23 protein-coding genes and 1 pseudogene are annotated in these 24,264 nt (G+C 60.4%); 9 read left to right on the top strand and 15 right to left on the bottom strand.

From position 1 onward, the window contains the following. Positions 1-185: 185 nt before the first annotated feature. The 3 genes from JG739_RS33860 to JG739_RS33850 all read left to right on the top strand — a co-directional run bounded on the left by JG739_RS33860 (position 186) and on the right by JG739_RS33850 (position 4,513). Entirely contained in the window at positions 186-824 is a 639-nt protein-coding gene (locus tag JG739_RS33860) for a hypothetical protein (RefSeq protein ID WP_199202894.1), read from the top strand. Positions 825-1,032: 208 nt separating this feature from the next. Then, positions 1,033-1,881, top strand: a complete 849-nt coding sequence (locus tag JG739_RS33855) for a GNAT family N-acetyltransferase (protein WP_199202893.1) — start codon at positions 1,033-1,035, stop codon at positions 1,879-1,881. A 259-nt stretch (positions 1,882-2,140) separates the two neighbouring features. Beyond that, positions 2,141-4,513, top strand: a complete 2,373-nt coding sequence (locus tag JG739_RS33850; RefSeq protein WP_202367923.1) for an nSTAND3 domain-containing NTPase — start codon at positions 2,141-2,143, stop codon at positions 4,511-4,513. Here JG739_RS33850 and JG739_RS33845 read toward each other — a convergent pair. Beyond that, positions 4,510-5,184: a DUF4209 domain-containing protein gene (locus tag JG739_RS33845; RefSeq protein WP_202367922.1), complete on the bottom strand. Its 675-nt coding sequence runs from the start codon at positions 5,182-5,184 to the stop codon at positions 4,510-4,512. The genes JG739_RS33850 and JG739_RS33845 overlap by 4 nt on opposite strands. Positions 5,185-5,203: 19 nt before the next feature. On the opposite strand from JG739_RS33845, the gene JG739_RS33840 reads away from it, so the two are divergent. The 3 genes from JG739_RS33840 to tnpC all read left to right on the top strand — a co-directional run bounded on the left by JG739_RS33840 (position 5,204) and on the right by tnpC (position 7,648). Then, positions 5,204-5,590: a transposase gene (locus JG739_RS33840; RefSeq protein WP_183445375.1), complete on the top strand. Its 387-nt coding sequence runs from the start codon at positions 5,204-5,206 to the stop codon at positions 5,588-5,590. After that, positions 5,587-5,931 carry an IS66 family insertion sequence element accessory protein TnpB gene (gene tnpB, locus JG739_RS33835; RefSeq protein ID WP_183445374.1) on the top strand — a complete coding sequence of 115 codons (345 nt, stop codon included), beginning with the start codon at positions 5,587-5,589 and terminating at the stop codon, positions 5,929-5,931. Before JG739_RS33840 ends, tnpB begins: the two co-directional genes overlap by 4 nt. Before the next feature lie 76 nt (positions 5,932-6,007). Beyond that, positions 6,008-7,648, top strand: coding sequence for an IS66 family transposase (gene tnpC, locus JG739_RS33830; protein ID WP_183445373.1), 1,641 nt, complete (start codon positions 6,008-6,010; stop codon positions 7,646-7,648). Here the strand turns inward: tnpC and JG739_RS33825 are convergent. From JG739_RS33825 to JG739_RS33795, 7 genes are all read right to left on the bottom strand, one after another. Next, positions 7,579-8,943, bottom strand: a complete 1,365-nt coding sequence (locus tag JG739_RS33825; protein ID WP_199202890.1) for a DUF7380 domain-containing protein — start codon at positions 8,941-8,943, stop codon at positions 7,579-7,581. The genes tnpC and JG739_RS33825 overlap by 70 nt on opposite strands. A gap of 664 nt (positions 8,944-9,607) precedes the next feature. Continuing rightward, complete coding sequence (locus JG739_RS33820; RefSeq protein WP_199202889.1) at positions 9,608-10,642, bottom strand: toll/interleukin-1 receptor domain-containing protein; 1,035 nt, start codon at positions 10,640-10,642, stop codon at positions 9,608-9,610. A gap of 91 nt (positions 10,643-10,733) precedes the next feature. After that, a complete protein-coding gene (locus JG739_RS33815; protein WP_199202888.1) occupies positions 10,734-11,840 on the bottom strand; it encodes a hypothetical protein in 1,107 nt (368 codons plus the stop codon). 232 nt (positions 11,841-12,072) lie between these two features. Then, a complete protein-coding gene (locus tag JG739_RS33810; RefSeq protein ID WP_199202887.1) occupies positions 12,073-13,035 on the bottom strand; it encodes a DUF4238 domain-containing protein in 963 nt (320 codons plus the stop codon). 63 nt (positions 13,036-13,098) lie between these two features. Continuing rightward, positions 13,099-14,976 (bottom strand): hypothetical protein, encoded by a 1,878-nt coding sequence (locus JG739_RS33805; RefSeq protein ID WP_199202886.1) that lies wholly within the window; start codon positions 14,974-14,976, stop codon positions 13,099-13,101. Position 14,977: 1 nt separating this feature from the next. Continuing rightward, the gene (locus JG739_RS33800; protein WP_199202885.1) at positions 14,978-15,463 is read right to left on the bottom strand and encodes an ABC-three component system middle component 2; all 486 of its coding nucleotides are present in this window, start codon (positions 15,461-15,463) and stop codon (positions 14,978-14,980) included. Continuing rightward, positions 15,460-16,464, bottom strand: a complete 1,005-nt coding sequence (locus tag JG739_RS33795; RefSeq protein WP_202367921.1) for an ABC-three component system protein — start codon at positions 16,462-16,464, stop codon at positions 15,460-15,462. The genes JG739_RS33800 and JG739_RS33795 overlap by 4 nt, the downstream gene beginning before the upstream one ends. Before the next feature lie 391 nt (positions 16,465-16,855). Here JG739_RS33795 and JG739_RS33790 point away from each other — a divergent pair, with 391 nt between their 5' ends. Together JG739_RS33790 and JG739_RS33785 are read left to right on the top strand one after the other, a co-directional pair. Beyond that, positions 16,856-17,242 carry a hypothetical protein gene (locus tag JG739_RS33790; RefSeq protein WP_199202883.1) on the top strand — a complete coding sequence of 129 codons (387 nt, stop codon included), beginning with the start codon at positions 16,856-16,858 and terminating at the stop codon, positions 17,240-17,242. Beyond that, on the top strand, positions 17,239-17,769 hold the full coding sequence (locus JG739_RS33785; RefSeq protein ID WP_199202882.1) for an RES family NAD+ phosphorylase: 531 nt from the start codon (positions 17,239-17,241) through the stop codon (positions 17,767-17,769). Before JG739_RS33790 ends, JG739_RS33785 begins: the two co-directional genes overlap by 4 nt. Positions 17,770-17,799: 30 nt before the next feature. Here JG739_RS33785 and scpB read toward each other — a convergent pair whose 3' ends face one another. The 5 genes from scpB to JG739_RS33760 form a co-directional block, all read right to left on the bottom strand. After that, positions 17,800-18,522, bottom strand: coding sequence for an SMC-Scp complex subunit ScpB (scpB, locus tag JG739_RS33780; RefSeq protein ID WP_199202881.1), 723 nt, complete (start codon positions 18,520-18,522; stop codon positions 17,800-17,802). 2 nt (positions 18,523-18,524) lie between these two features. After that, positions 18,525-19,478, bottom strand: coding sequence for a DUF1403 family protein (locus JG739_RS33775; RefSeq protein WP_199202880.1), 954 nt, complete (start codon positions 19,476-19,478; stop codon positions 18,525-18,527). Between the two features lie 118 nt (positions 19,479-19,596). Then, complete coding sequence (locus tag JG739_RS33770) at positions 19,597-19,920, bottom strand: helix-turn-helix domain-containing protein (RefSeq protein ID WP_038654663.1); 324 nt, start codon at positions 19,918-19,920, stop codon at positions 19,597-19,599. After that, entirely contained in the window at positions 19,910-20,269 is a 360-nt protein-coding gene (locus JG739_RS33765) for a type II toxin-antitoxin system RelE/ParE family toxin (RefSeq protein WP_038654666.1), read from the bottom strand. Before JG739_RS33765 ends, JG739_RS33770 begins: the two co-directional genes overlap by 11 nt. Before the next feature lie 312 nt (positions 20,270-20,581). Then, complete coding sequence (locus JG739_RS33760) at positions 20,582-20,878, bottom strand: hypothetical protein (RefSeq protein ID WP_199202879.1); 297 nt, start codon at positions 20,876-20,878, stop codon at positions 20,582-20,584. Positions 20,879-21,113: 235 nt separating this feature from the next. Here JG739_RS33760 and JG739_RS33755 point away from each other — a divergent pair. Then, positions 21,114-22,245: pseudogene (locus JG739_RS33755) on the top strand (site-specific integrase). A gap of 39 nt (positions 22,246-22,284) precedes the next feature. Here the strand turns inward: JG739_RS33755 and JG739_RS33750 are convergent. Continuing rightward, positions 22,285-22,815 (bottom strand): nucleotidyl transferase AbiEii/AbiGii toxin family protein, encoded by a 531-nt coding sequence (locus JG739_RS33750; RefSeq protein ID WP_199202878.1) that lies wholly within the window; start codon positions 22,813-22,815, stop codon positions 22,285-22,287. Further along, positions 22,805-22,978 (bottom strand): hypothetical protein, encoded by a 174-nt coding sequence (locus tag JG739_RS33745; RefSeq protein ID WP_199202877.1) that lies wholly within the window; start codon positions 22,976-22,978, stop codon positions 22,805-22,807. The genes JG739_RS33750 and JG739_RS33745 overlap by 11 nt, the downstream gene beginning before the upstream one ends. Between the last annotated feature and the right edge of the window lie 1,286 nt (positions 22,979-24,264).

Here is a 24,264-nt window from a genome sequence, read left to right as displayed (position 1 = left end):
GACGGGCCGCGCGCCTGCGAAAGTCTACATCCAGCAATCTAAACTGCCGCTCATCATGACGATGGTGCGCGACGGGCGCCTATGCAAAGGCGATGGCCTCCGTCGAGGAGATGACGCATTTCGCGTACCATCTTGCCGGGAAATGGACATCGCTGAACATGGATTGGTAAAGCTAAGGAGATCGATTGCCTCACGAATACACAGCACAGAACCACGATTGGAATTTGACCCTGCACGCAGCCGGCGAGCTGGTCAGGGCGGGTCTAGCTATGGACAAAAAGCCGCGGACCGGCAGCCTATCGATGGGCTTCTCCTTCTTTACCGGCGGCATGGTTCTGGCGTTCGCCGCTATCGAAAGTTTTTCTGCATCCGTTGCGTTCGCAATGCAGTCGGAAGAGCGTTTCGTGGGCTTCGAATTCCAGGCCTACCGGAGCAAAAGGGCGTTCTGGGACAAAATGGAAATGCTAATGTCTGCGGCCGGGATCGAGCTCGACAAGAGCCGGGGACTCTTTCGTGACATTGGGCAGATGCAGCAATGGCGCAATCTCGTGACCCACTCCTCTCCCTACGAGATAGGGCCCACGAAAATTGCCGATACGATCAAAGCTCCCGGCAAGCTGCATCGGAAAACCATGCATCGTGATTTCGCCAGAATGGCTGACCCGGAGAACGCCGCGAAATTCTACAACACCGCCGTTGCGTACATCGATCTACTGAAAGAGCGAACCGGCATTGAGCCTCATGCATCCGTCACCTACACAAGGGCCTCGAATAACGGCATAGGGGGTAAGGAGCTGCCTCGGCTAAACAACCACGACCTCTAGGTCGGTCCGGGCAATGTCCGCGTCAAGCTAGAAGCCGAACTAGCTTCGATGTCCGATAGGAGGCGCATTGCCGACCGTCAGCCACGGGGCCGGAAGCCGTCGATCCGCTTCTCAGCAAATATCCGAAAGCGGATGCTCGTTCGGGAAGCTATCGGTGCGAAGCCGCATCGGATAACGGAATTCAAGCCAATGAGCTAGGAGACACGGCATGGGTGGGATCAACATCTCACGAAACGAGCAGGATGCTACAGGGGTCCCAATGGCGTATGAAATCGTGCCCGCGACTGAAGCGACGATGGCTGAAGTCGAGGCGTGGCTCGACGCGGAGGAATCTATCTACAAGACTGCTATCGAGGCTTGGGAAGCCGGAGGATACGTCGGTGACGAGCCGCCCCGCGGCTTCCGCTGCAATTGGGACTCGGTCAAGCGGACCTGGAGCGAGGGCAACGCCCGTGTCGATATCCTCATGGTAGACGGTCACGCCGTCGGGTTCCTCGACGGTACGGACATCTTGGAGATCAGGCCCGACCTCCGGAGGGAAGGCTACGGGCGCCTCCTGGCGGACTTCATGGTCGACGTCGCCCACAACGAAGGGCGCTCGGTCCTCGAAATCGAGATCGCGCCATGGACCGCGGAGCCCTTCTGGAAGCGCATGGGTTTCACCGTCGTGCCCGACCGTCGAGGCAGTGGCGGCGGAATTTACGCCTACCGAATCCTCCACAAGGTCTACAGTCTTTCCGACGGCGAGCGGGTCTCCTTCTCCATCCAGTTCTATTCGGAGCACGAGCGGTACAGGGAAAATCCTAAGCCTTTCTCTCGGTTTTCAGGTATGGGCGAACGCCTGTCAGACGGGAGCGTCCAGCTGCCGGAGCGGGCATTCTGCTTCGAGCCTATCCACAGTCAGCACAGAGACTACTTCGTCAGCATCGAGCTAGGCGGCGAGACGATTCACTTCGACAAGGTCAAGTACGAGACGAGCAAGGCCAACGGTATCCGGCTAGATGCCGGCTATACGTACTTCATGGACCGCATCACACCGCTGTCCTCGCCCGATTAGGACTCGATATATCTGTGGAGGTAGCCAACGCTGCGCTCCGATGGCGTGCACCGCCCCATCGAAGACGAAGGCGACGCTGAAGCGCGGTACACGCAGGTGCGAAACAAGTGTTCCAGTTGGGCCGGAAGCCGACGAGCGGTGGAGCGTACCGGCCCAATAGTGCTCCGTGGCGCAAGTGCATCCGCTGCGGTACGAATTGCATTGTAGGCGGCCCGCCTGCAGTTTTGATTACCGGAAGCAATTCGGGCAGGAGATGAGCGTGACCATCGCGCAAGACATATTGGAAACCGCCAAGCGCACGCATCGCGTGGCGGTCGGGCCCTGGTCCGATCTCGCACTTCACACCATCGGCTGGCGCGCGTTTCAAGACCTTTGCTCGCAGTTATGTGAGGTCATACTCAAGCGACCAGTCGAGATTTTTCGCGAGGCGCAGGACGGCGGGCAGGATGCGGTGCTGCTGATACCGGGCAACGGGGCTGGCGCGGCACCGATCGGCACTGTCCAAGTGAAGCACAGTTCCGACGCGGCGAGGGCGCTGCGTCCGGGTGACATCGCCGCTGAGATCGAGAATGTGACGCGGTTGGTCGCCGAAGGCCAAGCCGACACCTACATCTTCATGACCAACATGAGTGTCGATGCGCCGGTTGCGCTCGAAATCCGTAAACGTCTTCGCGCCATTGGCGTGCGGAAGCCGCATATACTCGGCAGACAATACGTCATCCGCTCTATCCGCAGCAGCGCACGCTTACGCGCGATGGTTCCCCAGGTCTACGGTCTAGGCGACCTCACCGTGATCCTCGACGAGCGCATGACCCAGCAGAGCCGGGCGTTGCTCGAGCACTGGGTCCCGAAGCTCAAAAAATACGTGCCTACGCGCGCACATCGCGAAGCGGTGAAGGCGATCACCGAGCATGGCTTCGTGTTGCTGCTCGGCAATCCCTCGAGTGGCAAATCTGCGATTGGCGCGATCCTATCGACGATCGCGTCCGAGAACCCCGACAGCACGGTGCTCATATTGACCAGCCCTCGCGATTTCGAGCAGGGCTGGAACCCCAATGATCCCGGTCGTTTCTTCTGGATCGACGATGCTTTTGGTCCCAATGTCGTTCGCGAGGATTACGTCCAGGACTGGGCGTCGGCCTTCCCGAAACTGAGGGCTGCCGTCGCGCATGGCAACCGCTTCCTGCTAACCTCGCGCAAGCATATCTACGAAGCCGCGCGGCTTCGGCTCGGCCAGAGAAATCTTGCCGAGTTCACCAATGGCAGCGCCGTCGTCGACGTCGGCGCGCTCAGCATGGCCGAAAAGGCGCAAATTCTTTACAATCACATAAATTATGGCAGCCAAAGCCAGAGCTGGAAGTCGAGCGTCAAACCGCATCTGAGCGCGGTCGCCACGGTCGAGGCGTTCCTCCCCGGCATTGCAGAACGGCTGGGCGACCCTAATTTCACCAAAAGCCTGGCACCCCGCGAGGCATCGCTTGTACAGTTCATGAAAGAGCCGCGCGAGCATCTCGTTGATACCATCAACGCGCTGGACGAGACGCTGCGCGCCGCGCTGATGCTGGTCTACGTACACCGCGGCGCCTTCAACCTTGAGACCGCTGATGGGCCGGCGATCGAGGCAGTCGCCGAACTCACGGGGATCGGGCGATCGCGCATTCTGGACAGCTTCACCGAGCTCATGGGATCGTTCCTCAAAGCTTCGGGCACCGGTCAGGCGACAGTCTGGTCCTTTGCCCATCCAACCATCGCCGACGCGCTCACCGAAATCCTGCGAGAGAAGCCGCACATGATGGCGGCGTTGCTGCGTGGCGCTACTGTCGACACGATCCTGACCGGTTTTATGTCCGAAGGTGCCGGCGCGATCCAGGACGCGCTGTCTATTCCGACGAACCTCAATGAGACGCTGGTAGCGCGGCTCGCAGAAACGCCCGACGAGACGCACCTCAACTGGTCGTTGTTCTCATTTCTGAGCTGGCGCGCGAGCGACCGGGTAGTAGAGCGGATCGCTGAGCTCAAGCCTGACCTCTTCGAACGCAAAGCATGGGTGACAGATTACATCGTGGACAGTCCCAAGCTAACGGCGCACGCCCGTGTCCACCGCCTCGGCTTGCTCACGGACGATCTGCGCGAGAGCGATGCGGTAGCGCTCGAGGATGCCGCGCTCAACGAGCTAGACCTCTCCTTCCTAGATTCCGAGGAGATGCTAGCCCTAATCCCTCCCCAGCGGCTCGTACGCCTTGGGATGGGACTTCGGACCCGCAAACTGCCCGACATCGAGGAGCGCATCATAGAGATCGCTGACCGGGCCGACCTTGATGGTGATCCTGAAAGCCATTTCGAGAAGGTCATCGACGCGATTAACCGACTCGAGGACATGGAGATCGATTCCAATGGCAAGATGCTAATCGAAGACGCGCGGACTAAGATCAAAACGTCGGTGAAGAACCTCATCGAACGCAAGGAACAGCGTGATAATGAGAGCGAGGGCGACGAGTCCGACTGGAGCCATCTGGTGACGAATTCGGCGACCCCTAAGTCCGCGCCGGCGAAGATAAACGATCCGAGGGCGCGCTCGATTTCGAAGACGTCGACCAAACTTGATTCCAACGGTCTGCCCCCGCCTGCCTAGTGACAGCCTTGGCTGAACATAGCGGACGCAACGTCCGGCCAAACCCTAAACGACGGCACGCACGCCATACGCAGGACAAGCCACGTGGCGTAAATCACGACCGGGCTCCAGAAGTCGCCATCGCCCATTTTCCCATGTGCAAGCTCATTCCGTACCGAAGCGCCACCCCGGAAATTGAAGAGAAGATCGACCTCTTGAAGCATCGCAGCCGGGATCATTGTTAGCAGCGGTTCGCGGTGTTCCTCTAACAGACGGCTCAGCATTGCCTCTTCTTGAGTGCCGTCAGGGTTGATCCGATTTGTCTCGATGCCATTCAAGGCGAGCATATGCCTCAGCGAGTTCTCCAGTTGCGGGAGGATCAAGTGTGCCGCTTCCACGTCGTCGCCTGCGAGGAACCGGAACGCACCTTTGGCGAAGATCAGTTCGTGGTCGTGAGGCACGAATGCGCTCGCCTGCATGATCGGGATGAACATAGCGAGGGAGACGTAGTTCTCGTTCATGATCATGCGGCGGATGGTATTGATCTTCCCTGCGACAGCCATTTGCCGCCGAAAACGTTCCTGCTGATTCATGAGGAAGCGCACCTGATCTTCATCGGGCGGGCCGTTGAATTGTAAGCGCGTAGGCGTCCCCACGTAGCGTGCAGGCGGTTGATCGCTCATTTTCAGCATGAATCATGCGGAGAATCCTATGAGCGACAGTATGAGCCATCATCGAACATTCGAGATTTTGACGGCGGAGCCTGTGCCGTCCCGACGCAAGCCGCGCCATCGGTCGGACGAAGAGAAGGCACGGCTTGTCGCCGAAGCGTTCTCGCCAGGGGGCAATGTCTCGGCGGTTGCGCGTTCCGAGGGGCTGGACCCCTCGCAGCTCTATGCGTGGCGCCGCAAGGCGCTTTCGTCGGGCATGGTTGCGCCACTGACGGAGGGAGCGAGCAAGCCGGCGAAGTTCACGCGCTTTGAAGCGGTGGGCAGCGACACGGTGGAAATCGTCATTGGCGACGCAGTGGTGCGCGCCGGCGGCGATGTCGATCCCGATCGCCTGGCGAGGATCATCCGCGCGGTTCGTAAGGCATGATCGCTTCCGGTGTGGTGGTTTACGTGTCGTGCCAGCCGGTCGACTTCCGCAAGGGCGCGGCATCTTTGATGGCGCTGGTCAGGGATGGCGGCCTGGACCCATTCTCGGGGGCACTTCACGTATTCCGTTCGAAGCGTGCGGACCGGGTTCGCATCGTGTGGTGGGACGGCAGCGGGGTTTGTCTTTATTCGAAGACTCTGGAAGATCACAGCTTCTGCTGGCCGGGGATATCGGCCGCGCGCATGCGTCTCGACCACGCCCAGTTGATGGCGCTTCTGGCCGGACTGGACTGGAAAAAGATTCGTCCGGCCAGGGTCAGGCGGCCGTTATCGACGGGCTGAAACCGGCCTGCGGCAAGATGAATCATGCGGCTGGAACGGTTGGGAAAGCGGCTGTTTTTGTGCTCTGTTGCTTGCCATGGTTCTACCGGGTCTTGCCCTTCCCGACGACGTTGATGCGCTGAAGGCGATGATCCTTTCCATGGCTCGCGAGCAGGCTGCAAGCGAGGCCCGGATCGCAGTCGCCGACGCTCGGATCGCAGCATCTGAGGCGGAGGTCGCCCGGCTGAAAGCTGTCGAGAAAAGCGCCAGCGAGCGGATCGCCAATCTCACGTCAATCCTGAAAGTTTTACAGCGCACGCAACATGGCACGCGTTCCGAGCGGCTACGCCTGGCCATCGACGACGAGCAGGCCTCCTTTGCCTTCGAAGAGGTCGAGACCGGCCTTTCGGAAATCCGGAGCGAACTCGACCGCGCGGTCGGGAACAAGCCGAAGCGCGCCCCGCGTCCGCGCAAGGGCTTTGCTGCCCACCTCGAACGCATCGAGGAGGTCGTCGAGCCGGAAATCCCGGCCGACTGCGAGGGGCTTGAAAAGGTTCTGATCGGCGAGGATCGATCCGAGCGGCTGGACGTCGTGCCGCCGAAGTTCCAGGTCATCGTCACGCGCCGTCCCAAATACGCCTTCCGGGGCCGTGACGGCGTGGTCCAGGCTCTGGCGCCGGCGCACATCATCGAAAGCGGGCTGCCGACGGAGCGGCTGCTCGCCTATATCGCCGTCTCCAAATACGCCGACGGCCTCCCGCTTTATCGGCAGGAGGCGATCTATCTGCGCGACGGCGTCGAGATCAGCCGGTCGTTGATGGCGCAGTGGATGGGGCATCTGGGCTTCGAGCTGCAGATGCTTGCTGATTACATACTGGAGCGCATCAAGGAGGGCGAAAGGGTCTTCGCCGACGAGACGACCTTGCCCACCCTTGCCCCTGGTTCCGGGAAAACCACGAAAGCCTGGTTGTGGGCCTACGCACGGGATGACCGACCCTATGGCGGAACCAGTCCGCCAATGGTTGCCTATCGTTTTGAAGACAGCAGAGGTGCGGATTGCGTGGCGCGCCACCTCGCCGGATTCAGCGGTATCCTGCAAGTGGATGGCTACTCGGCCTATACCAACCTGGTCAAGGCACGGGCCAAAGCCGGCAGCAATGAAACAATCCGGCTCGCCGGGTGCTGGGCTCACCTGCGGCGCAAATTCTACGACCTGCACATCAGCGGGGTCTCGCAGGCCGCGACGGATTCGATCATCGCCATGACCGAATTGTGGAAGGTCGAGGACGAGGTCCGCGGCAAGGATGCCGGAAGCCGCGCCGCGCTACGTCAGGAAAAGTCCGTGGCCATTGTCGCGAGCCTCTTCGATCTATGGGAAGCGGAACTGGGCAAGGTCTCCGGAAAATCCAAGACCGCCGAGGCGATCCGCTACGCGCTCACCCGGCGGGAGGCGCTGGAACGCTTTCTGATGGACGGTCGCATCGAAATCGACTCCAATATCGTCGAGCGTGCAATCAGGCCCCAGACGATCACGCGAAAGAATAGTCTATTCGCCGGCAGCCACGGCGGTGGACGAACCTGGGCGACGGTAGCCACCTTGCTGCAAACCTGCAAAATGAACAGCGTCGATCCGCTCGACTGGCTCTCGCAGACCTTGACCCGCATCGCTCAAGGCTGGCCGGCATCCGAAATCGAAATGCTCATGCCTTGGAACTTTAGGCCTGACGTTATCGGCTGACCGCTTACGTTGAATTTGAGGCCGGGAGCTTTGAACCGAGTCCGGCCCTGATGGTCGCTCACCGTCATCGGCATTATAGCCGATATGCTACCATAGCCGTTTTCGAGAACCTGCTTTCGGAGCGCATCGGGATCAGGTGAACGCTCGCAGGTAAAGAGCGCCTTTATCACATCCGGGAACGGCTTGCCGCTAACAGCCGCTTCGACTGCTTCGACAAGTTCGGTGATATTGTCCTCGTGCGAGAAGCTGGACATCTCATCACGGATGTTAGGTTGAATGGCGTTGAGGCGATCCTGTAGCTCTCGTCGGCGCTGGACCGTGCCTGGGATCGGGCGCAATGCTTGAATCGCGCTGTCAAGGAAACTGACCTGCACCATGGCAGATTCGGGGCGTGCATCGGAGTTGCTGACAAACGTTTCAGCCGCTGCCATAAAGCAACGGTTCTCGTTGTCTGTATCTTTCGCCCGATGGTAGGCGCGCGCAGCTAGTTCCCATAGCTCGCGCTGACCGAAGTGATGGCCCGCAATTTCGTTTTGCATCGCCAGACGTTCAGCGGCGTCTGCAACAGCCTTCGGGTCCCAGATGCCATTGTCGAGATTGATGGGAGCGATGTGGACAAAACCCCACGCGTCATTCGAGTCTGCCGCTATCTGACACACTTCAGATATGACGTTTCGCAATTGATCGAATTCGGAACGGCCCCAACCCAGCCGGCGTGCTACGATCGTTGCGCGTCTCAGAAGCTCGCATCCCGTCACGCAAGCCGCACTCTTTTCGAATGCGAACTTGGCTTCACCGCGAATGACGATCGCCACACAATCGACGTAGGCGCTAACGGCGCGCATTCCAGCCTCGGCGTTCCTAGGCACGCGCAACCGGCAAACGTCGCTCACGCGTGCTCGCAGAGCCGGACAAGGGATGTCAGGCGAGAACGCTGCCAGCACTTCTATCTGTTCTGAGAGGAGGTCTCCGGGGATGAGTGTTCGCCGACCGTCGAACATTGCCATTGGCTGGAATGGCTCGACACGGCTTTCTGGCACGAAGTGATAGGATGCGATGCCGGAAAGAACCTGCAAGGCGTCTGCGGCGGGGTCGCCCGCCTCACGTGCTGCTGTTGCTGCCTCTGCCAACCGAGTGTGCGTCCCCTGAATATCGACCTCATTGGGATCGCCGATCGCAGTCGTCACCGACTCCAGTCGGAAAATCTTGATAGGGACGACAAATGTTACGCCGGGAGCAGGGTTGCCGTCGGCAGCCTCTTGTTCTTCGGGTTGGATCGGTTGGTCGGTCGACATGGGTGCCTTTCGGCCAAGTATGGCCTGTCCAGTCCTCTGAGGTGGGCTGAGGGAACACGCCACAGCTACTCCCTCGCCAGACTATCCCTGAGCGCCTCTAGTCGACGGCGCTGTTCATCGTCGGAGAGTCGTAGCCGCTCGGGGGCTCGATCGGCTCTGGCTTCTGGGCAATTATTGGCGGCGTGGGTCGATCTGATCGACGTGCCTCACTTGGCCATCGCAGGTCCCTACGTTTCCGTTGTCTATTGGACATGCCATCGATCCAATTATTCGCAGCGTGATAAGCGCTGAGAGAGTGGGGTTCGAACCACATAGTTAGCGCATATCGTTGCCTTCTAGTGCGTTGATCGCCAGTGCTGCCTTACAAGGTATCCGATGTCCGTTCCTGTGAACGGGTTACGGATGCCGGCAATGTCTGCTTACGGGAAGTGGCAAAGCTGGCCTCAACGGCCGACATTGGGCGCGTTGCCGTTCGGCTGCTACTCGACGAGAGGGCCGATTCCGGACTTGCAGCTTTTGGGCCTTCGCATACGGGATTGCTGCCCCTCTTTTTAAGCTTCAGGCATGACTACTAGGGCACCCTATTTTGCCGGCGGCTCACCGATGAGACGCGGAGTATGACGCCTAGCGCGACGGGGGCTTTATCATATCGGTCGCGCCGAAATTAGTTCAGGTTGTCTTCCCAGAACTCCAGGTCGTCCGTGTCCATCGTGTTGCCGGAGCTCTCGCGCTCCTTTACAAAGTCTGCCGCCTCCTCGCTTTCGAGGAATTCGTCGAGCGCCCTAACGGCCGCCTGCACCTTTTTCAGCTTCTTGCCTCGCCATAAATACGCATGCGGCGGATCGGGGTCCATGATGTTGTATTGGATCGCCATTTCGGCATTCCATTTCTGGTCGCTATCGTACCAGACAATGGGGACGGCCTTCCCATAGAGGTCCATGATGAGATTGCGGTAAAAGTAAATGCTGACTCGTGGTCGAAGGTCGACGATCGTTTTCAGGATTTCCTTGAACCGGGCCTCGGCATCGACGCTGGTTTTCTTGGACATGATGGCCTTGACTGCAACAGGGTCCTTCGCGGCCTTGAGCTCTTCGATGGTTTCGCTCGCCTCGTCATACACATCTTGGAGGCCTGCCAGCTCCTGTTTCAGCTCCGCAAGCTCGTCTTGTAGGGCCTTATGCTCGGAGGCGGACACGTTGGTTGCGGGAGCTAGGTTCTTCAATAATTTCTTCAGGTCGACCTTCCACGCCGCCCGCTTCTTGTCCCAGTCATGCTCAGTCCGCGGTTCAAGTGCGGTTCCAGTCCCCTGAATCATTTGGCGTAGATCGACGAGCTTTGCATCGTTGTCGATGCTCCACCCCTGCTTCAGCCCTAGCGTACCAGAGACAGCGCTGAACTTGATCGGCGGCACTACGATGGGGAGCGCTTTCAACGATTTCGCCCAGGTGGCGCCAAGTTCCATCAGGCAGAACCAACTCTCCATGTAACAGGGTGTCATCATTAGGATGACGAGCTTCGGGCTCTGTATCTGCTTCTTCATGTAAACGTTGAAGTCATCTCCAAATGGGATGTTTTGGCCGTCGACGCTGGAGCAGAAGATCGATTTGGCGGGCACGCCGATAGCCTCTTTCAGGAAGGCAACGAACTTATTGGCAAGCGCAGCGTCGGCCACTGCGTGGCTGATGAAGATGTCGGTCATTGGGGCGCCCGATAGCGGTCGGCAAGTTATCTGCGCCGGGCTCCCAAATGCAAGTGCCGCCAGCGTTCCGCTGCCCCCTTGTCAGAGCGTTTCAGTTTTCGAGGTTGGGTGCGACGCGATTGGCATCCGCCCATTCGGCGAGTGCATTGCTCAGGAAGAGACGCGCATACTCGCGTTCTTCATCTTTTCCGGTGACGCGCGAGAAAGCGAGCGAGATTCCGTCGTTCCGGACGTGGCGGTCCACAGTGAACGGATGGGGCTGGAGCCGATCCCGCGCCCATTCCTTCATGTCTTCGATATGGGTGTCAGCAAAGAAAAAGCAGGCGGCCGACATAGCCCATCTCAGCTTTTCCATCCGCCTCCCGGCTTCGCCGATGTACCTGACCGCCTTGGCGGCCTCCTTGCGCTGCAACAAGCCAATAGTCGCCTCCATGGCCTTTTCTTCGTCGTCGCAGCCGTCGAAGGAAAGAAGCCACTGTTCGTAGCGCCTGGCTTCGGTCAGGAACTTGCAGCTTGCGCCAACCAGCGTGTCACCGCGCATGCTTCCGAAGTAGCTGTTCCGCGCGAGCTTCTTCGGGAGCCGGGGATCGAACTCGGCAGCCTCGTTGTCGACCATTTCCGTCAGGACGTATTCGCCGCCGGCCTTGCGGACCTGCCGCAGGGCTCTGTGGATCGTCGGCGCGTCCTTCCGGAAGTCATGGAAGATGCCTTCGATCTCGGTTGCGATCGGCTTCAGGGCTTCTAGCTCCCGCAGCATGCTGGGAACGTGCGTCAGCCGCGCCATCAGGAAGTCTTCCTGATGCCTCCGCTCGTCGTCCTGCTTCTTTTTTGAGAACGCGGCATGCTTGACCTCCGCTGAGGCGCAGTCGTGGCCGATCACCGCGATGCACTGGCGGTTGAAGATAAAGACGAAGGAGCCTTCGAGAAATTTCTCCCGCCGCTGGCACATCGGACAGGGAATGTAGTCGCCCTCGGGTCGTTTCTTTCGATCCACAGCGAACGTGTGGATGATTTCGAACGGCTCATTCTTGTTCACGCGACCCCAGTAGAGTCCGGGGAAAGTTTCAGGCTGATAGGACTGCTTGACGTGTTCTATGAACTGGTCCCGCAGATGATAAGGAGCCTCGCGGTAGGTTGCGTGGCCAGTGTATTCCTCAGGAAACGTGTACTCTATTACATTGCGAGCGGATGCTTCCATGGTGGGGTTCTCGTCCCTGTTGTTGCCATCGTCTCCTCCCTGGCAGGTTGCGACTCATGCGAGTCTTGCCGTGAATATAGAAGATTCGCGGTTGTAAACGGAGTCCGAAAACACGTCTTCTGTCAGTAGACGGTGGAACTTGGGGATTAATGGCAATGGATGGGAAGCCGCCGTCAATCATCGTAGATTGGGAACAAACACGTCCTTGATTTGAAAAAGGCAGCTGGCCTGTCTACCGATTCATCACCCTCCACCCCTCGCCTGTCGTTCCAACGCCGCGCCGAGGTCCCGGCCTGGGACATAAAGCTCTGTCCTGGTGTGAACCTCGAACGACCCGTCGCGAGCATAGAGCTGCTTGGTCGCATATTGAGCAATGCTCGTATTCAGTGCGGCGACCTGGTCGCGGCGATGATCGCTGGGGGGGCTGTTTGACGAAAAGCCCGACCAAAGCGAGCTCGGACGAGATCGTGAACATAACGATCGTATTTTGGAGGCCGAACCCCGGCGGGTAAGGTCTCGGCTTTCCGTCAACCCAATCTAGGATTACCGGATCGTCGGATGTCGCATAGGTGCAGCCAGGCGCGGCCGAGACGAAGGACCAGCTCCTGCGAGCCAGTTGCTCAACAGCCGTCGGGACCGCTTCGAGCTCCAATCCAATCAGGTAAGTCTGATCGATCGCAACCTTATGTTCGCCTCGATCGATGAAGTCCTTCATATCCTCGTAGTTGATGTCATCGCGGATTGGGGCGCCATTCGCTCGCGCCTGCTTCACCGAATCGTCGAAGCGATCCTTATCCTGCAGCATCATTTTCATAATGCCGTTGACGACTTTCAGATGAAAATCCTCGGTCATTGACCTGAAACGTGGATTACGCACGGCCACGTTCCCCATCAGAAGCATAATAGAAGAAAAATGCGCCTCCGATGGGAAGCTGCTCGCCTCTATCACCTCGGCGAGATGCGCTGAGATTTCACCCTCGATCTCGGCCATCCCGTCCTCGACGTGGTTAGGGTCATAGCCCTCGACATCGATCCGGAAGAAGTGGCGCCTGCCGACGTTCCGGACCAGGGTCTCGAACGATTTTCTCGTCGACTGATCGTAGCAGAAGACCTTGGCTTTCCGCTTGTCACAGCCGACGCTGAAATTCCGCAGATAGAACTGAGGGATGAAGTGGTGGTTTGCCTTCTCTGCCATTATTGCCCGCAATGCTTGCAGACCCGTGGAGGCCTGCTCCAGGGATCTGGCGACCCGGAACGCTCAAAACAGTCCGCGTTTGCCCGCGTTGCCGTGCTCGCCTGCGAACACATGCTCAAGCACCCCGTCCGGAAGTGGGAACGGCGGATCCTGGTTTTCGATGATTATGAACTGCGCCTCGTCGCAGCGTTCTATCAGATAGTTGTAGAAGTGCACGTTTAGACCTGCCGCGGCTACGGTAGCTTCGTCAGCGCTGAGTTCCTTGTGCTTTGACTTCAGCGGGTCGCGGTAGCTGAGAAGCGGGCTGTCGAGGACGACAATACCCGGATGCGGCAACTCGCGTTTCCGGCAGACATCCATGACCCCAATCTTGAACGCTGCGTTGAGCAGCGCCCTTACACCCTTGCCGTTGGCGTTACGCTGCTTTCCATTTAGGAGGATATCATGCGTCTGCTCGTGGAAAGTGATACGCGGATCCCCCGGATACTTCCACTTCCTGAAGATGTCCTCCACCGCAGCTGCGAGTTCATCTCCAACGACCGTCCCGACACCGACCGCGACGCTTCCCTTGGCGACCCCTTTCGTCTTGAACTTCAACAGCTCGGCCTGGCGGACCCGAAGTCCGCTGATGCGCCTCTCAACGGACGTTGCGTCATGGAGCTTCTTTCGGGCCACATCGATCGCCTCGTACTGGTCGCGTGTCTTGACGGCGGCTTCCCGTGCGGTCTCGATCTGCTCATCTTTCACTTCGATGTCGCCGGAAAGGGAGGCGATCCGCCTCCGCATTCCGATCGCTTCGGCCTGAAGTGAAGTGATCGCCTTCGTCAGCCCGGCGCTTTCGGCTCGGACTTTGCGCAATTCTGCCGAAACGGCCTTCTGGGAAGTTTCGACAGCCTCGAAGCCGTGTTCGACATGCTGATGCTCGGGATCAGCACCACACAGGACGCAAGGACGCTTCGCTCCGGCCATAAGGGCCGCGGCCCCCTCCTCCAGCATCATAAGCCTGCGGATATCGCTGGCAAAGCTTGTTGCGAGCAGTTCGAACCGTTCAATGGTCAGGACCGCCTCGTCCGCCCTCTCCGTCAGTTCATCGCGCTCGGACACCAGTCGTCGACGTTCCATGGAGAGCGCGTCGAGAGCGGAATGTCCTGCAGCCAGGTTCGATCTGAAGGTTTTCAACGTCGCATCTAGCCGCTCGGCCTGTTCGTCGAGTTTCAAGATCGTCAAGTCTTCGACGTCGGGATACATGGCGGCGAGTTCTGCGACCGCCGTGTTCAGCATCTCCTCAACGATTTCAATACGACCAGCGTTCGTCTGTCTCTGCTGCTTGGTATCCGGCACTTTCACCATCGACTTGTCGTCGACGCCTGTGAGGATGAACTTCAGGACGTTCTTGTTGAAGGTGTCGCTACTCTGGCGGTCGACGACGATTGGGCTTTCCTCCGCGATCATCGGGGTCTCTTCCGTGAACAGGTAGCTGGCGAAATGCCGGATCGTGAACGTCGCCTTGTCGCCGGTCTGAGTCCTGGCAATTTCCGTGTCGCCGACGCCGAGTTCTCCAAGCAGGAAAGTCGAGAGGCTCTCCTTATTGGTCGTGTGGTTTTCGGCCAGCGTGCGGTCACTTTTCCGGCCGAGCGCCTGCTCGAACTCACCCTCGAAAAGGTCGTACCCGCCTTTCGACAGCGAACGGGCGAGAGTGATCCGCCCGCTTTTTGGCACATCAATTTCTAACCAGCATCTGTCGTATCCGACGGCCTCGGTCAGGCCCGGCAGGGCGGACCCTCCTCCGAACATGTAGTCGAGCGCCTTGACGGCGAAGGATTTGCCAGCCTGCGAGCCGCCCCAGACCACCGTTAGTCCCGGCGCGAAGTCGAGGTAGACGGCCAGTCTATCCGGCCCGGTGAAGGCGAGGCGCCGCAAGATGAACCGGGGCGGTGACATGTCAGACGCCAGCCTGGGAGGTGCCATGCCCGAAACTATCGGTCCATTCCCCGATGTTACCGACGACCATGGACCTGAATCCGGCCTTTGACAGTTCGCGCACCTGTCCGGCCACCCAGCTGGCGCAGATCTTCAGGTCTTCAGAGTAGGGGGATTCCAGCAACTCGACATACGAAGCGGCTTCCTCGGAGGCTCGCCACGCGAATCCCTCATCGTCGGCGACCTTCTCCAAGAGATGGCATTTGCGCATAAGGTCGAGCCCTGCCTCCACAATGCCGCGCCGGACGAGCAGCTCGCCCTTCCGGCTGCTGACCGCGGCGTGAAGCGACATCGGTCCGCCGACGTCGGAGGCGTGGACGACGACGTGATCGTAAAGGACGACCTCGCTGAGGTCGGCGGTCATCGGCCGCAGATGCTCGAGCACGACCACGGCACGAATCCCCGCCTCGAGCGGCGTATGATACAGGTCTGAAATGCTCGCGCTCATGGGTTCCACCTGATCCTTCCGTCCGAAACGAGGTGATGGCACGTACCCTGCTTCACGGGAGGCCGGGCCAAGGTACCCAGAATTCCTGCAGGCGCCGCCCCCGTGTGTTTCATCACCGCGTCGATCCTCGCCAAAGGCGATGGGTGCGCCTCGTTATAGACGTCGATCAGTAAATGGTAGATGTCGTTCTTGAATACGTCGACCGATCTGGCCGCCGTATTGTCGCGGTGGAAGTCGCGGAACGCGCACGCCTGATAGTAGCGCTGTCTCTGGATCCTAAGGTGCTCCCCGAATTTAGGGTCCGTAAAGACGTCCTCCAGCGTCGCGAAGTCCGATCCGGCCGATCCCGCATAGACTTCCTGAAGCTGCGTCAGATACGTCAGCTCTGTGTCGCTGACTTCATCGGGCGTTTCGCCTTCGGGCGCTTCGCCAGGCGGCAGGCCCAGCACCTGGACAAGAGCCGGAAGCGCGGCGGGATCCTTGACCAGTTTCGGCGCCGTCAGGCACTCGACCGCCGTGAAGTCGTAGCCCTCGATCGAGGCCCGGATTTCGGACGTGAGTTCGACGGGATTTCTGGCGGTTATCCTCGTCCGGCAATGCTTGTCCCAAGCCTCCAGCAGCGCCTTCCCTATTCGGGACGGGTTCTGCAGCAGCGTAGTCAACGAGCCGTCGATGCCTCGCGGCGAAACGAAGATGTACCGTCGCGGCAGCGTCGCATAGGCGCCGGCCGCATGATGGTGGAAGACCTTGCCCAGCTCCGTCATAGCCTCGCCGATCCGAAGCTTCGAGCCGCGTGTCTTCCGCTTGCACTGGTAAAGGTCCCACTCGCCCTCATGGCGGGCGCGCGAGAGAAATCCTATCACGTCCCGGCCCTTGTCATTGGCCGCACCAACGCGCTCGACTTCGACGTAGTCTTTCGATTTCCGTTCGGCGTATATCTCGACGAACTCTTCGAGTTCGTTGTCCTCGAGTTCGACGATGCGCGTTGCTGGCTTCGTCACGTCCGCCCCTGAATCGATCCCTTTGCCTGAGTATCGCATCGGCGCGCCGCGTCGACAACGCTCAAACCGGCATCGATCTGAAGACATTTTTGGATGGTTTCGCCGACGACGTCATTCGCCCGACGTCAAATTTCCGTGCTCTTTCCGGATAGTGGGATAGCCGCTTCCTACCCTGTCATGGACAGTTCATCGACCTGAACGGACCGGCAGCTTTGAAAAGATTGCCAAGACTGCCTGAACGACTGAAATGGGGCGCATTGCTGCCGCCAGCCGGCAACCGCTGCGAGGATGAGGAAGGACAAACAGGTCGCTGGAAGGCGCCAGGCCACTGTTCACTTGCTATGCGTTGGAATGTGCATATATTGTGCATATGTGAGGTCGGAGATTTGTCATGACGCACGCACAGCTCGCACATTCCACCGCGGTCTCAGGCTTTGTCGATAGCCTTCAGGAGCCGCGCACGCCTTATATCTCGCCGAAACGCCTGTCGCAGGCGCTTGGCGTGAAGGTGGCCAATCTGGCGCAATTGACCGGCGTCCATCGCAACACGCTGCGCAATCCCTCATCTGAGCGCCTGCAGGGCCGGATGCGCGAGATGGTGAAGGTGATCTCGGCCGCGACGGAGCTCACCGGCGACGTCGACAAGGCAATCTACTGGTATCGCAATGAGCCGATCGCCGACTATGGCCATCGCACGGCGGCCGAACTCGTCGCGGACGGCCAGGTCGAAGCAGTCCTGGCCTTCATCCGGGATCTCGAGAACGGGGCGCGCGGGTGAAGGTCACCCGCGTCGGGCCGGACGAGATCTTCCATCGCTATCTGACACCCAAATGGGCCTTCCTGCCCACCAGCGGTGCAGGCGCGGCGATCGACGGCGGTCGTTTCAACCGGCCAGGCGTCGAAGCACTCTATCTGTCCCGTTCGACCCAGACGGCTCTTGACGAATATAAGCAGGGCGCCAGCATCGTCCCGCCGGCAACGCTTGCCGCCTACAAGATCACGCTCGCTGAGGTGGCCGACCTTTCGCAGGGATTCGACCCGGAGATCTGGGACAGCGCTTGGCAGGAATGGGATTGTGCCTGGCGCCAGATCGCTCGCATCGACAAAAAAATCCCGCCATCGTGGAAGCTCGCGGACCCGATCATCACGGCCGGGCTTCGCGGCATCCTGTTCCCGTCGCTGCGTCACGCCGGCGGCACCAATCTGGTGATCTTTCCGGCCAATCTTGTCGACGGCGACCATGTCGCGGTTCACGATCCCGATGACCGGCTGCCGCACGACCAGTCATCTTCCCTGAGTTGCTAGCTGTCGTAAGCAACCTGTTTTTCGATCAGTTCAGAGCGCCTCATCCTCAACGACGCCTGTCGTTGGCTCGCCCTCTTCGCCGTCGCCCTCCCCCCGGCCAAGACCGATCGGTATATCCCCGGCCAGCAGCTTCTCCTTCGACAGCAGCCCTGCGTCCTCGAGCGCCTCGAAATCCGGCAGCTGGCGCAACGTGTCGAGCCCGAACTGCGACAGAAAATTTTTGGTCGTCACATAGGTGTAGGGCGCCCCGGGCTGCGGGCTGCGCGGCCCCGAGGCGATGAGCTCCTGCGCGCGCAGCACCCCGATCAGATCCCGCGACACCTCCTTGCCGAAGAAGCTGGAGAGCTCGCCACGGGTGATCGGCTGGAAGTAGGCAATGCACATCAAAACCAGCGCTTCGGATTGTGACAATTCTTTCGACCCCTGCCCCGCGGGCGTGCCGAATGCGGAACGGATGACGTCGGCAAAGGCTTTTTTGGTCCTGTGTTGCCAGCCGCCGGCGACCGCGACCAGCTCATAGGGGCGGCCGGCAAGCTCGGCGCGGATGTCGTCGATGATCAGCTCGAGATTGCAGTTTCTTCCCACCACCCGCGCGAGGACACTACGTGTCACCGGTTCGCTGGCGGCAAAGATCACCGCTTCGACGCGGACCATCCATTCGCGCCAGCGCAGCTCCGGCGGCAGGTGGTCCAGTTCTGTGTCGAGCAGCACAGGCTGTTCGTTCGGCTTGCGGCGGGCAGACGCTTCGCTCATCGCTAGAGTCCGAACAGCCGAAAAGTAGTGCGGCCGGAAAGCTCGCGCACGGCATCGAGTTGTTGCAGCCGCTCGAACAGGCGCCGCGCCGCAAAGCGCGACAGATTTTTCGTCGTCAGCGAGCCCGAAACGGCGTCTTCGTTGAGCAGCGAAAAGATCACGTCGCCGGCCCCCTTGGCGCGCAATTGTGGTGCGATAGCGATGAGCCTTTCGGCACAACGTGACAAATCGGCGGCCAGCCGGCAGGCCTCCGCCGCCGCTTGGACCAGCGCGACGCAGACCGCGCGCTCAAAAATTTTTTCGCCGGGTCGAATGCGCTTGCCGCCGGCCTCGCGGCGAAAAGCCGGACCAAAGGCCTGGGCGATCAGCAGCGGTAGCGGCCGCGGCCAGCGCAGGCTTTGCGCCAGCACCACGTCGGCCAGCCACCAGGCAAAGAGCTCGGCATCCGGCCTCATAGCGACGACATGAGCGGCGATCGCCGCGGCGGCGAATGGCGCCAGCCGCTGCGACTCCGCTAGGGTATTGACCTCCACGCAAAGCGCTGCGAGCGCGGCACCGTCCCAACGGAGTCCGAGCAGCTCGACGATCTTGGCCAAACGATCGGCGGTGGCGACAGGCGGCTGCAGCGCCAGCTGCCGCCAGGCGCCAAAAATAGCGCCGGCTGGACCGGGGTCGGTGCCGGGCGGGCGCAAGTGCCAGGCATCGCGCAGGGCGGCCGCGTCCTCGGAGCGGCCGACGAGCCGCATGCTGGCGGCGGCACAGCGAAGCGCCAGCCGCTGGCGCCAGGCGCCGGCCCAGCTGGCTTGCGCGCGGGCAAGCGTGTCGAGCGACGCCAAGGCGGCGCCGGCCCGGAAAGCCGCGTCGGCGTCGCAAGCGTTACGGCCGGGCGCGAGCGCCCAAGCCGGCACGGTCGGCGGCGCGGCGGGGCTGGCGGACGCGGGATCGAGGCGAATCATGGTTTTGGAGGGTAAAGCGCCCGTGCGCTTTCCGCCATGATTTTCGCGCCAAAACGCACAGCCTGTCGGAGCAGGACAACGAACGATAAGGTTGCATTATCGTTCGTTTTAAAAAAGCCTATTGCAGCACCTGCAAACCGTGCTTTTCGACCACCGACAGAAGCTTCAGCGCCAGCCCGCTCGGCCGCTTGGCACCCGTCTCCCACTTCTGCACCGTCGATTCCGACGTGTTGAGATAGCGCGCGAACACCGGCTGGCTGACGTGATTGCGCTCGCGCAGCGCCTTGATCTTCTTTGCGTCGAATATCGTCGGCCGGGACAGGCAGGCTTCGTCGAAGGAGCGCAGGGTCTGCTTGTCGACCGTGCCGGCGCGCACCATGCCTTCCACCGCGCTGTGGATCGCCTCGAAGGCGTCGCTCTTAAATTTTCGTCTAATCGCCATCGCCAATCTCCATCAAAGCTCCAGCATTCAATTCCGCGGCCAGATCCGCGGTGGATTTGCGCCGGTAGAGCGCCGCAAGCTCGCGAAACGCACGCAATTCGTCATCATCGATGTTCGCCCTGTCCTGTTTGGCGAACAGATAGACGTAAACCCAAAACTCGCCGCTCCTGGCAAGCAGGATCGATCGAAAGCGATTGTCACCGAGCCGTTTCTTGAAAACGCCTCCGCCGAGATCGTCCGCCTTGCCCTGCGCGGCCTCCCTGGCTGCCCGCGTAAGCGCTGCATCCGAAAGCCGTGCCTTGCGCGCCGCCTTGGCGAACCATGCTGTCTTGAATATGCGATCGGGCATGACGAAAGATAGCACTTGGTGCTATGGGCTTCAATGGTGTCGCAACCGTGCTGAGTTCGTGACAAGAGCCAACCAAGCCGAATGCTCTTGCGAATCGTGAATCAGCGAGCGGAATCATTTATGGGCGGACGAAGCCGACGATGAATTGCCCGTCATCGTTGAGATCTTCTCGCGATGGCAGGAAAGGCCCTGATCCGGCGCCGACCAATAACGTGACTGGCCCTCCCTGCCCAGGAACAGGACGGAATCTGGTCGCCGCTCCAGCCCGCGATACGCCGCTGTGGTTTTAGGCAACGCAGTGCGGTCATGAGATCAAATGCCAAGATCGATGTCCGCGGGGACGCTGCCCTTGCGGCTCACGAGCCGGGCGCCAAAATCGTCCTTGAGGGCCAGCCGCGACGAGGCGAGCTCAAGCAGTTCGGTGTCGGAAGTCACATGGGCGCCCTTCTTTGCCGCCTCGATCAATTCCACCGGCACCCTACCGGAAAGGCGTGTGGTCTTGGCCGCGCCAAGAAGGCCGTCCGCCCTCGCCTGCTCAAGCACCAGTCGGTTGCGGGTGTGGGCGATCCGCTTGTCGTTTTCGGCTGCCGTCGCGCCACGATTGCTCATCCCAGAATCTCCGCTGTTGAACGAAAAGAGGGCCCTGAGAGTGTCATCTCTGGGATCGGACATGGCACGTCGCCCAGTGATGCGATAGCCGGACCCAGCCGGTCGTCCTACGCGAGCGGATGCAAATCTCGGGGCTATTCCCCAAGCGTCTCGCGGTGGACAATTCGGCGCTTTGGTCGCACGTTGTGCTATCAGAATCGCACCACTGCGATAGTCCAATGAACGAGACCCCCCGATGGGCAGTGCCCGTAATTTCATGACGCCGCTCGACGCGATCGACGCCGACGACCTGCCTGACATTTGTCGACGTCGTCATGGAAATGGGGCGCCAGGATGAGGCCCCCTCCCCTCCCCCGCAGGTCCTGGGGTCGCGACAAGCCTCACTGCCTGCGCATCTTGAAAAGCTTGCTGACCGGGCGCGTGATTATGTCGAGGCGGCAAGTTCGGCAAACACCCGTCGCGCCTATGCCGCCGACTGGAAGCATTTTTGCGCCTGGTGCCGGCGCCAGTCGTTTGATCCGCTGCCGCCAGACCCACAAATCGTCGGCCTCTACATCACCGCCCAGGCCTCTGGATCGGCACGGGACAAAAAGTCGGTGTCGACCATCGAGCGCCGCCTGTCGTCGCTGACCTGGAGCTATGCGCAACGCGGTCAACCGCTCGACCGGAAGGACCGGCATATCGCCACCGTGCTCGCCGGCATCCGCAACAAACACGCTTCCCCTCCCCGTCAAAAGGAAGCCATCCTGCGCGACGATCTTGTCGCCATGCTGGAAACGCTCGACCGTGGCACGCTGCGCGGTCTGCGCGACCGTGCCATGCTGCTTTTGGGCTTCGCCGGCGGCTTGCGCCGCTCCGAAATCGTCGGCCTCGATGTTGCGCGCGATCAAACCGAGGACGGTCGCGGCTGGATTGAATTTTTCCCGGACAAGGGCGTGCTGGTTACGTTGCGGGGCAAGACCGGCTGGCGCGAGGTCGAAGTTGGTCGCGGCTCGTCCGACGCCACGTGCCCGGTCGTCGCCCTGCAGACCTGGCTGAAGCTGGCCCGCATTGCGCACGGCCCCCTTTTTCGCCGCGTCACCGGTCAGGGCAAAGCGGTGGGAGCCGAGCGGCTGAACGATCAGGAGGTTGCGCGGCTGGTCAAACGGGCAGCCTTGGCCGCCGGCGTGCGCGGGGATCTTTCCGAGGGCGAACGCGGCCAAAAGTTTTCTGGCCATTCGTTGCGCGCTGGCCTCGCGTCCTCAGCCGAGGTCGACGAGCGCTATGTGCAGAAGCAGCTTGGCCACGCCAGCGCTGAGATGACCCGCAAGTACCAGCGGCGTCGCGACCGTTTCCGGGTCAACCTCACCAAGGCGTCCGGGCTCTGAAAAACCGCCCTCCCTCGATTGATCGCTACGGTGAGGCGGTCAGGTTCTTTGAGGTGATGACAACACCTCGTCGAGTACGGCGATCGCTGCGATCAGACTATCGGCGGCCGACGCCTCGTAGTCAGGCATGATCATCAGTTGCGCAATAGCGCGGCTGACGAATTCTGGGTTGAGCTTCTCCAACCGGGTTCTGGTGCGAGCGACATGTTCAGGGAGCGCGCGTAGGGCGTTGACGACCTCGCCCAATTGCGACCGGGCCGCAGCGGCGATGTCGAAGATGTCGCGCGGGTTGGCTTCCGATCCGCGGTAATAGACCTTCTTGGCGATAATTTCCGGAATGGCTTCAAGACGCACCGTCCTGCCTTCCACCACACGGGTCTCGAACGGCGTCGTCGTCAGCGCTCCGGCAACGATGAAGTCGATTTCTCCTATGCCTTCGAAAGCGAACTTCTGAAACCGAAGCCCGTCCCCCAGATAATCAGATGGCATCGTTTCAAAGTGCAGGTGGCTTCTGGAGGGGTCGATGAAACCAAGCAATTGAGGGTCATCGAAGAAAATATCAATTGTCATGGCTTTCGCGATGGCCGATCTGGATCATCATCGCCGTTCCGCCGCCAAACGACCATTCGAAGTCGCAGCCCTCGGCATTCTGGCGAAGCTGGTCGATTAGGTCGGTAGCAATGCGAAAAAGCCGCCGCCATTCGGAGGCGCGCCGATTATCAGGTCCACCCATTACGTGGCGAGCGGATAGCTCTCGCCGGACCAGGCAGAGAATTGGGTGGCAAAAGCCTTCAGGTCGTGGACGGCTATGTGGTGCGCGATTGCGAACTCGACTTGCTGAGCCAATGGGACCTCGCCGAAAAAGGCGCTGATATGACCTGCTTGGCCAGGTCGCTATCAGAAAGGCAATGCGCAAGCGCCGCGTCGTCCAGTTGATCACTGTGCGGCGCGTTCACCGTCGTCAGGACTGAACCTAGGTGCTTGCTCATAATGGCCGGAAGGTAATCGTTTTGGGTAGAGCCACAAGTTTACCTCCATCGCCGTAGAGTGATCGATAGCCTCACTATCGATAAGTCCCTCCCTTCGCGCGAGCAAGGCGCCTGGCATGAGCGAAGAAAACCTGTCCGCCTGCCCAACGCCATAACCGTCGAGGCCGTGCTCGCCGCCCTTATTCCCGTATCGGCCGACGCCGAACTCGTCCCTGACCGCCAACGCCTTTCCAGGCTTAGGATTGACGACTGCGGCGGTTGACGATTTTTACTGGCGCGGCGACGAGCGCACGGCCGACGGCACGCGCATCGGCACGATCTTTTGGACCCGTCTTGGGTGAAACGCGAGTCCGATGTTGGCGCACTGACACTCGCCGGCCCGCTCTATCGACTAGGCGGCCGCGCCACCGGCGGTATCGTTCACATGCGGAGTTTCATGGCGCGCAGAGCGCGCATCGACAAGGGCACATCGCCGAGGCAAACCGCAGGGCTCGAAACCGCCTCATCCGTGAGGTCGACCCTCACGGCACTCGCGGCACCGCGTTTTAAGACGCCAATCCGGACTGGCTCGATTTCATGCCGCGCGAGAGCCATTCTTTTGCCGACTGGGAGCGGTCGAGCGCTTGCGCCCACCGCATTTTTGACCGTTGGGTCTTCGACGTCCACGATCTTGAGCATGGTGGCTGGCGAGATGGGTTTATCCCGCGGCCGCTCAAAATGCCTGCCAGTGTCGGAAGAAGCTCGGCCTGATCGAGCGGACCGAGGCGATCGGGTTAAGGCCTGCGCCAAGGACGGGTGCGTTTACCCGATCCCTTTGCCCGATCGAGAGGCCGCAGTGCTGCTCGCCTGGCCGACCGGCGCTATGTGTTCTCAGCGCCGACGGATGCACATCTGCCAACTGCCGTAATAGACCAAGAGTTGCCCCTTTCGTAGGCGCGCTCGATTCAGCGCTGCCGTTCGACCGTCGCGATTTTCTGGCCGAAATTCTCTCCGACGTCGATATCGCGATTCTCTTCCCTCCATCCGCGGC

Origin of the sequence: Mesorhizobium sp. L-2-11, assembly GCF_016756595.1 — a bacterium.
In the GTDB taxonomy this organism is placed as follows: domain Bacteria; phylum Pseudomonadota; class Alphaproteobacteria; order Rhizobiales; family Rhizobiaceae; genus Mesorhizobium.
Note: the sequence above shows the minus strand (reverse complement) of the source record. Positions and strands in the feature narration are given on the sequence as shown.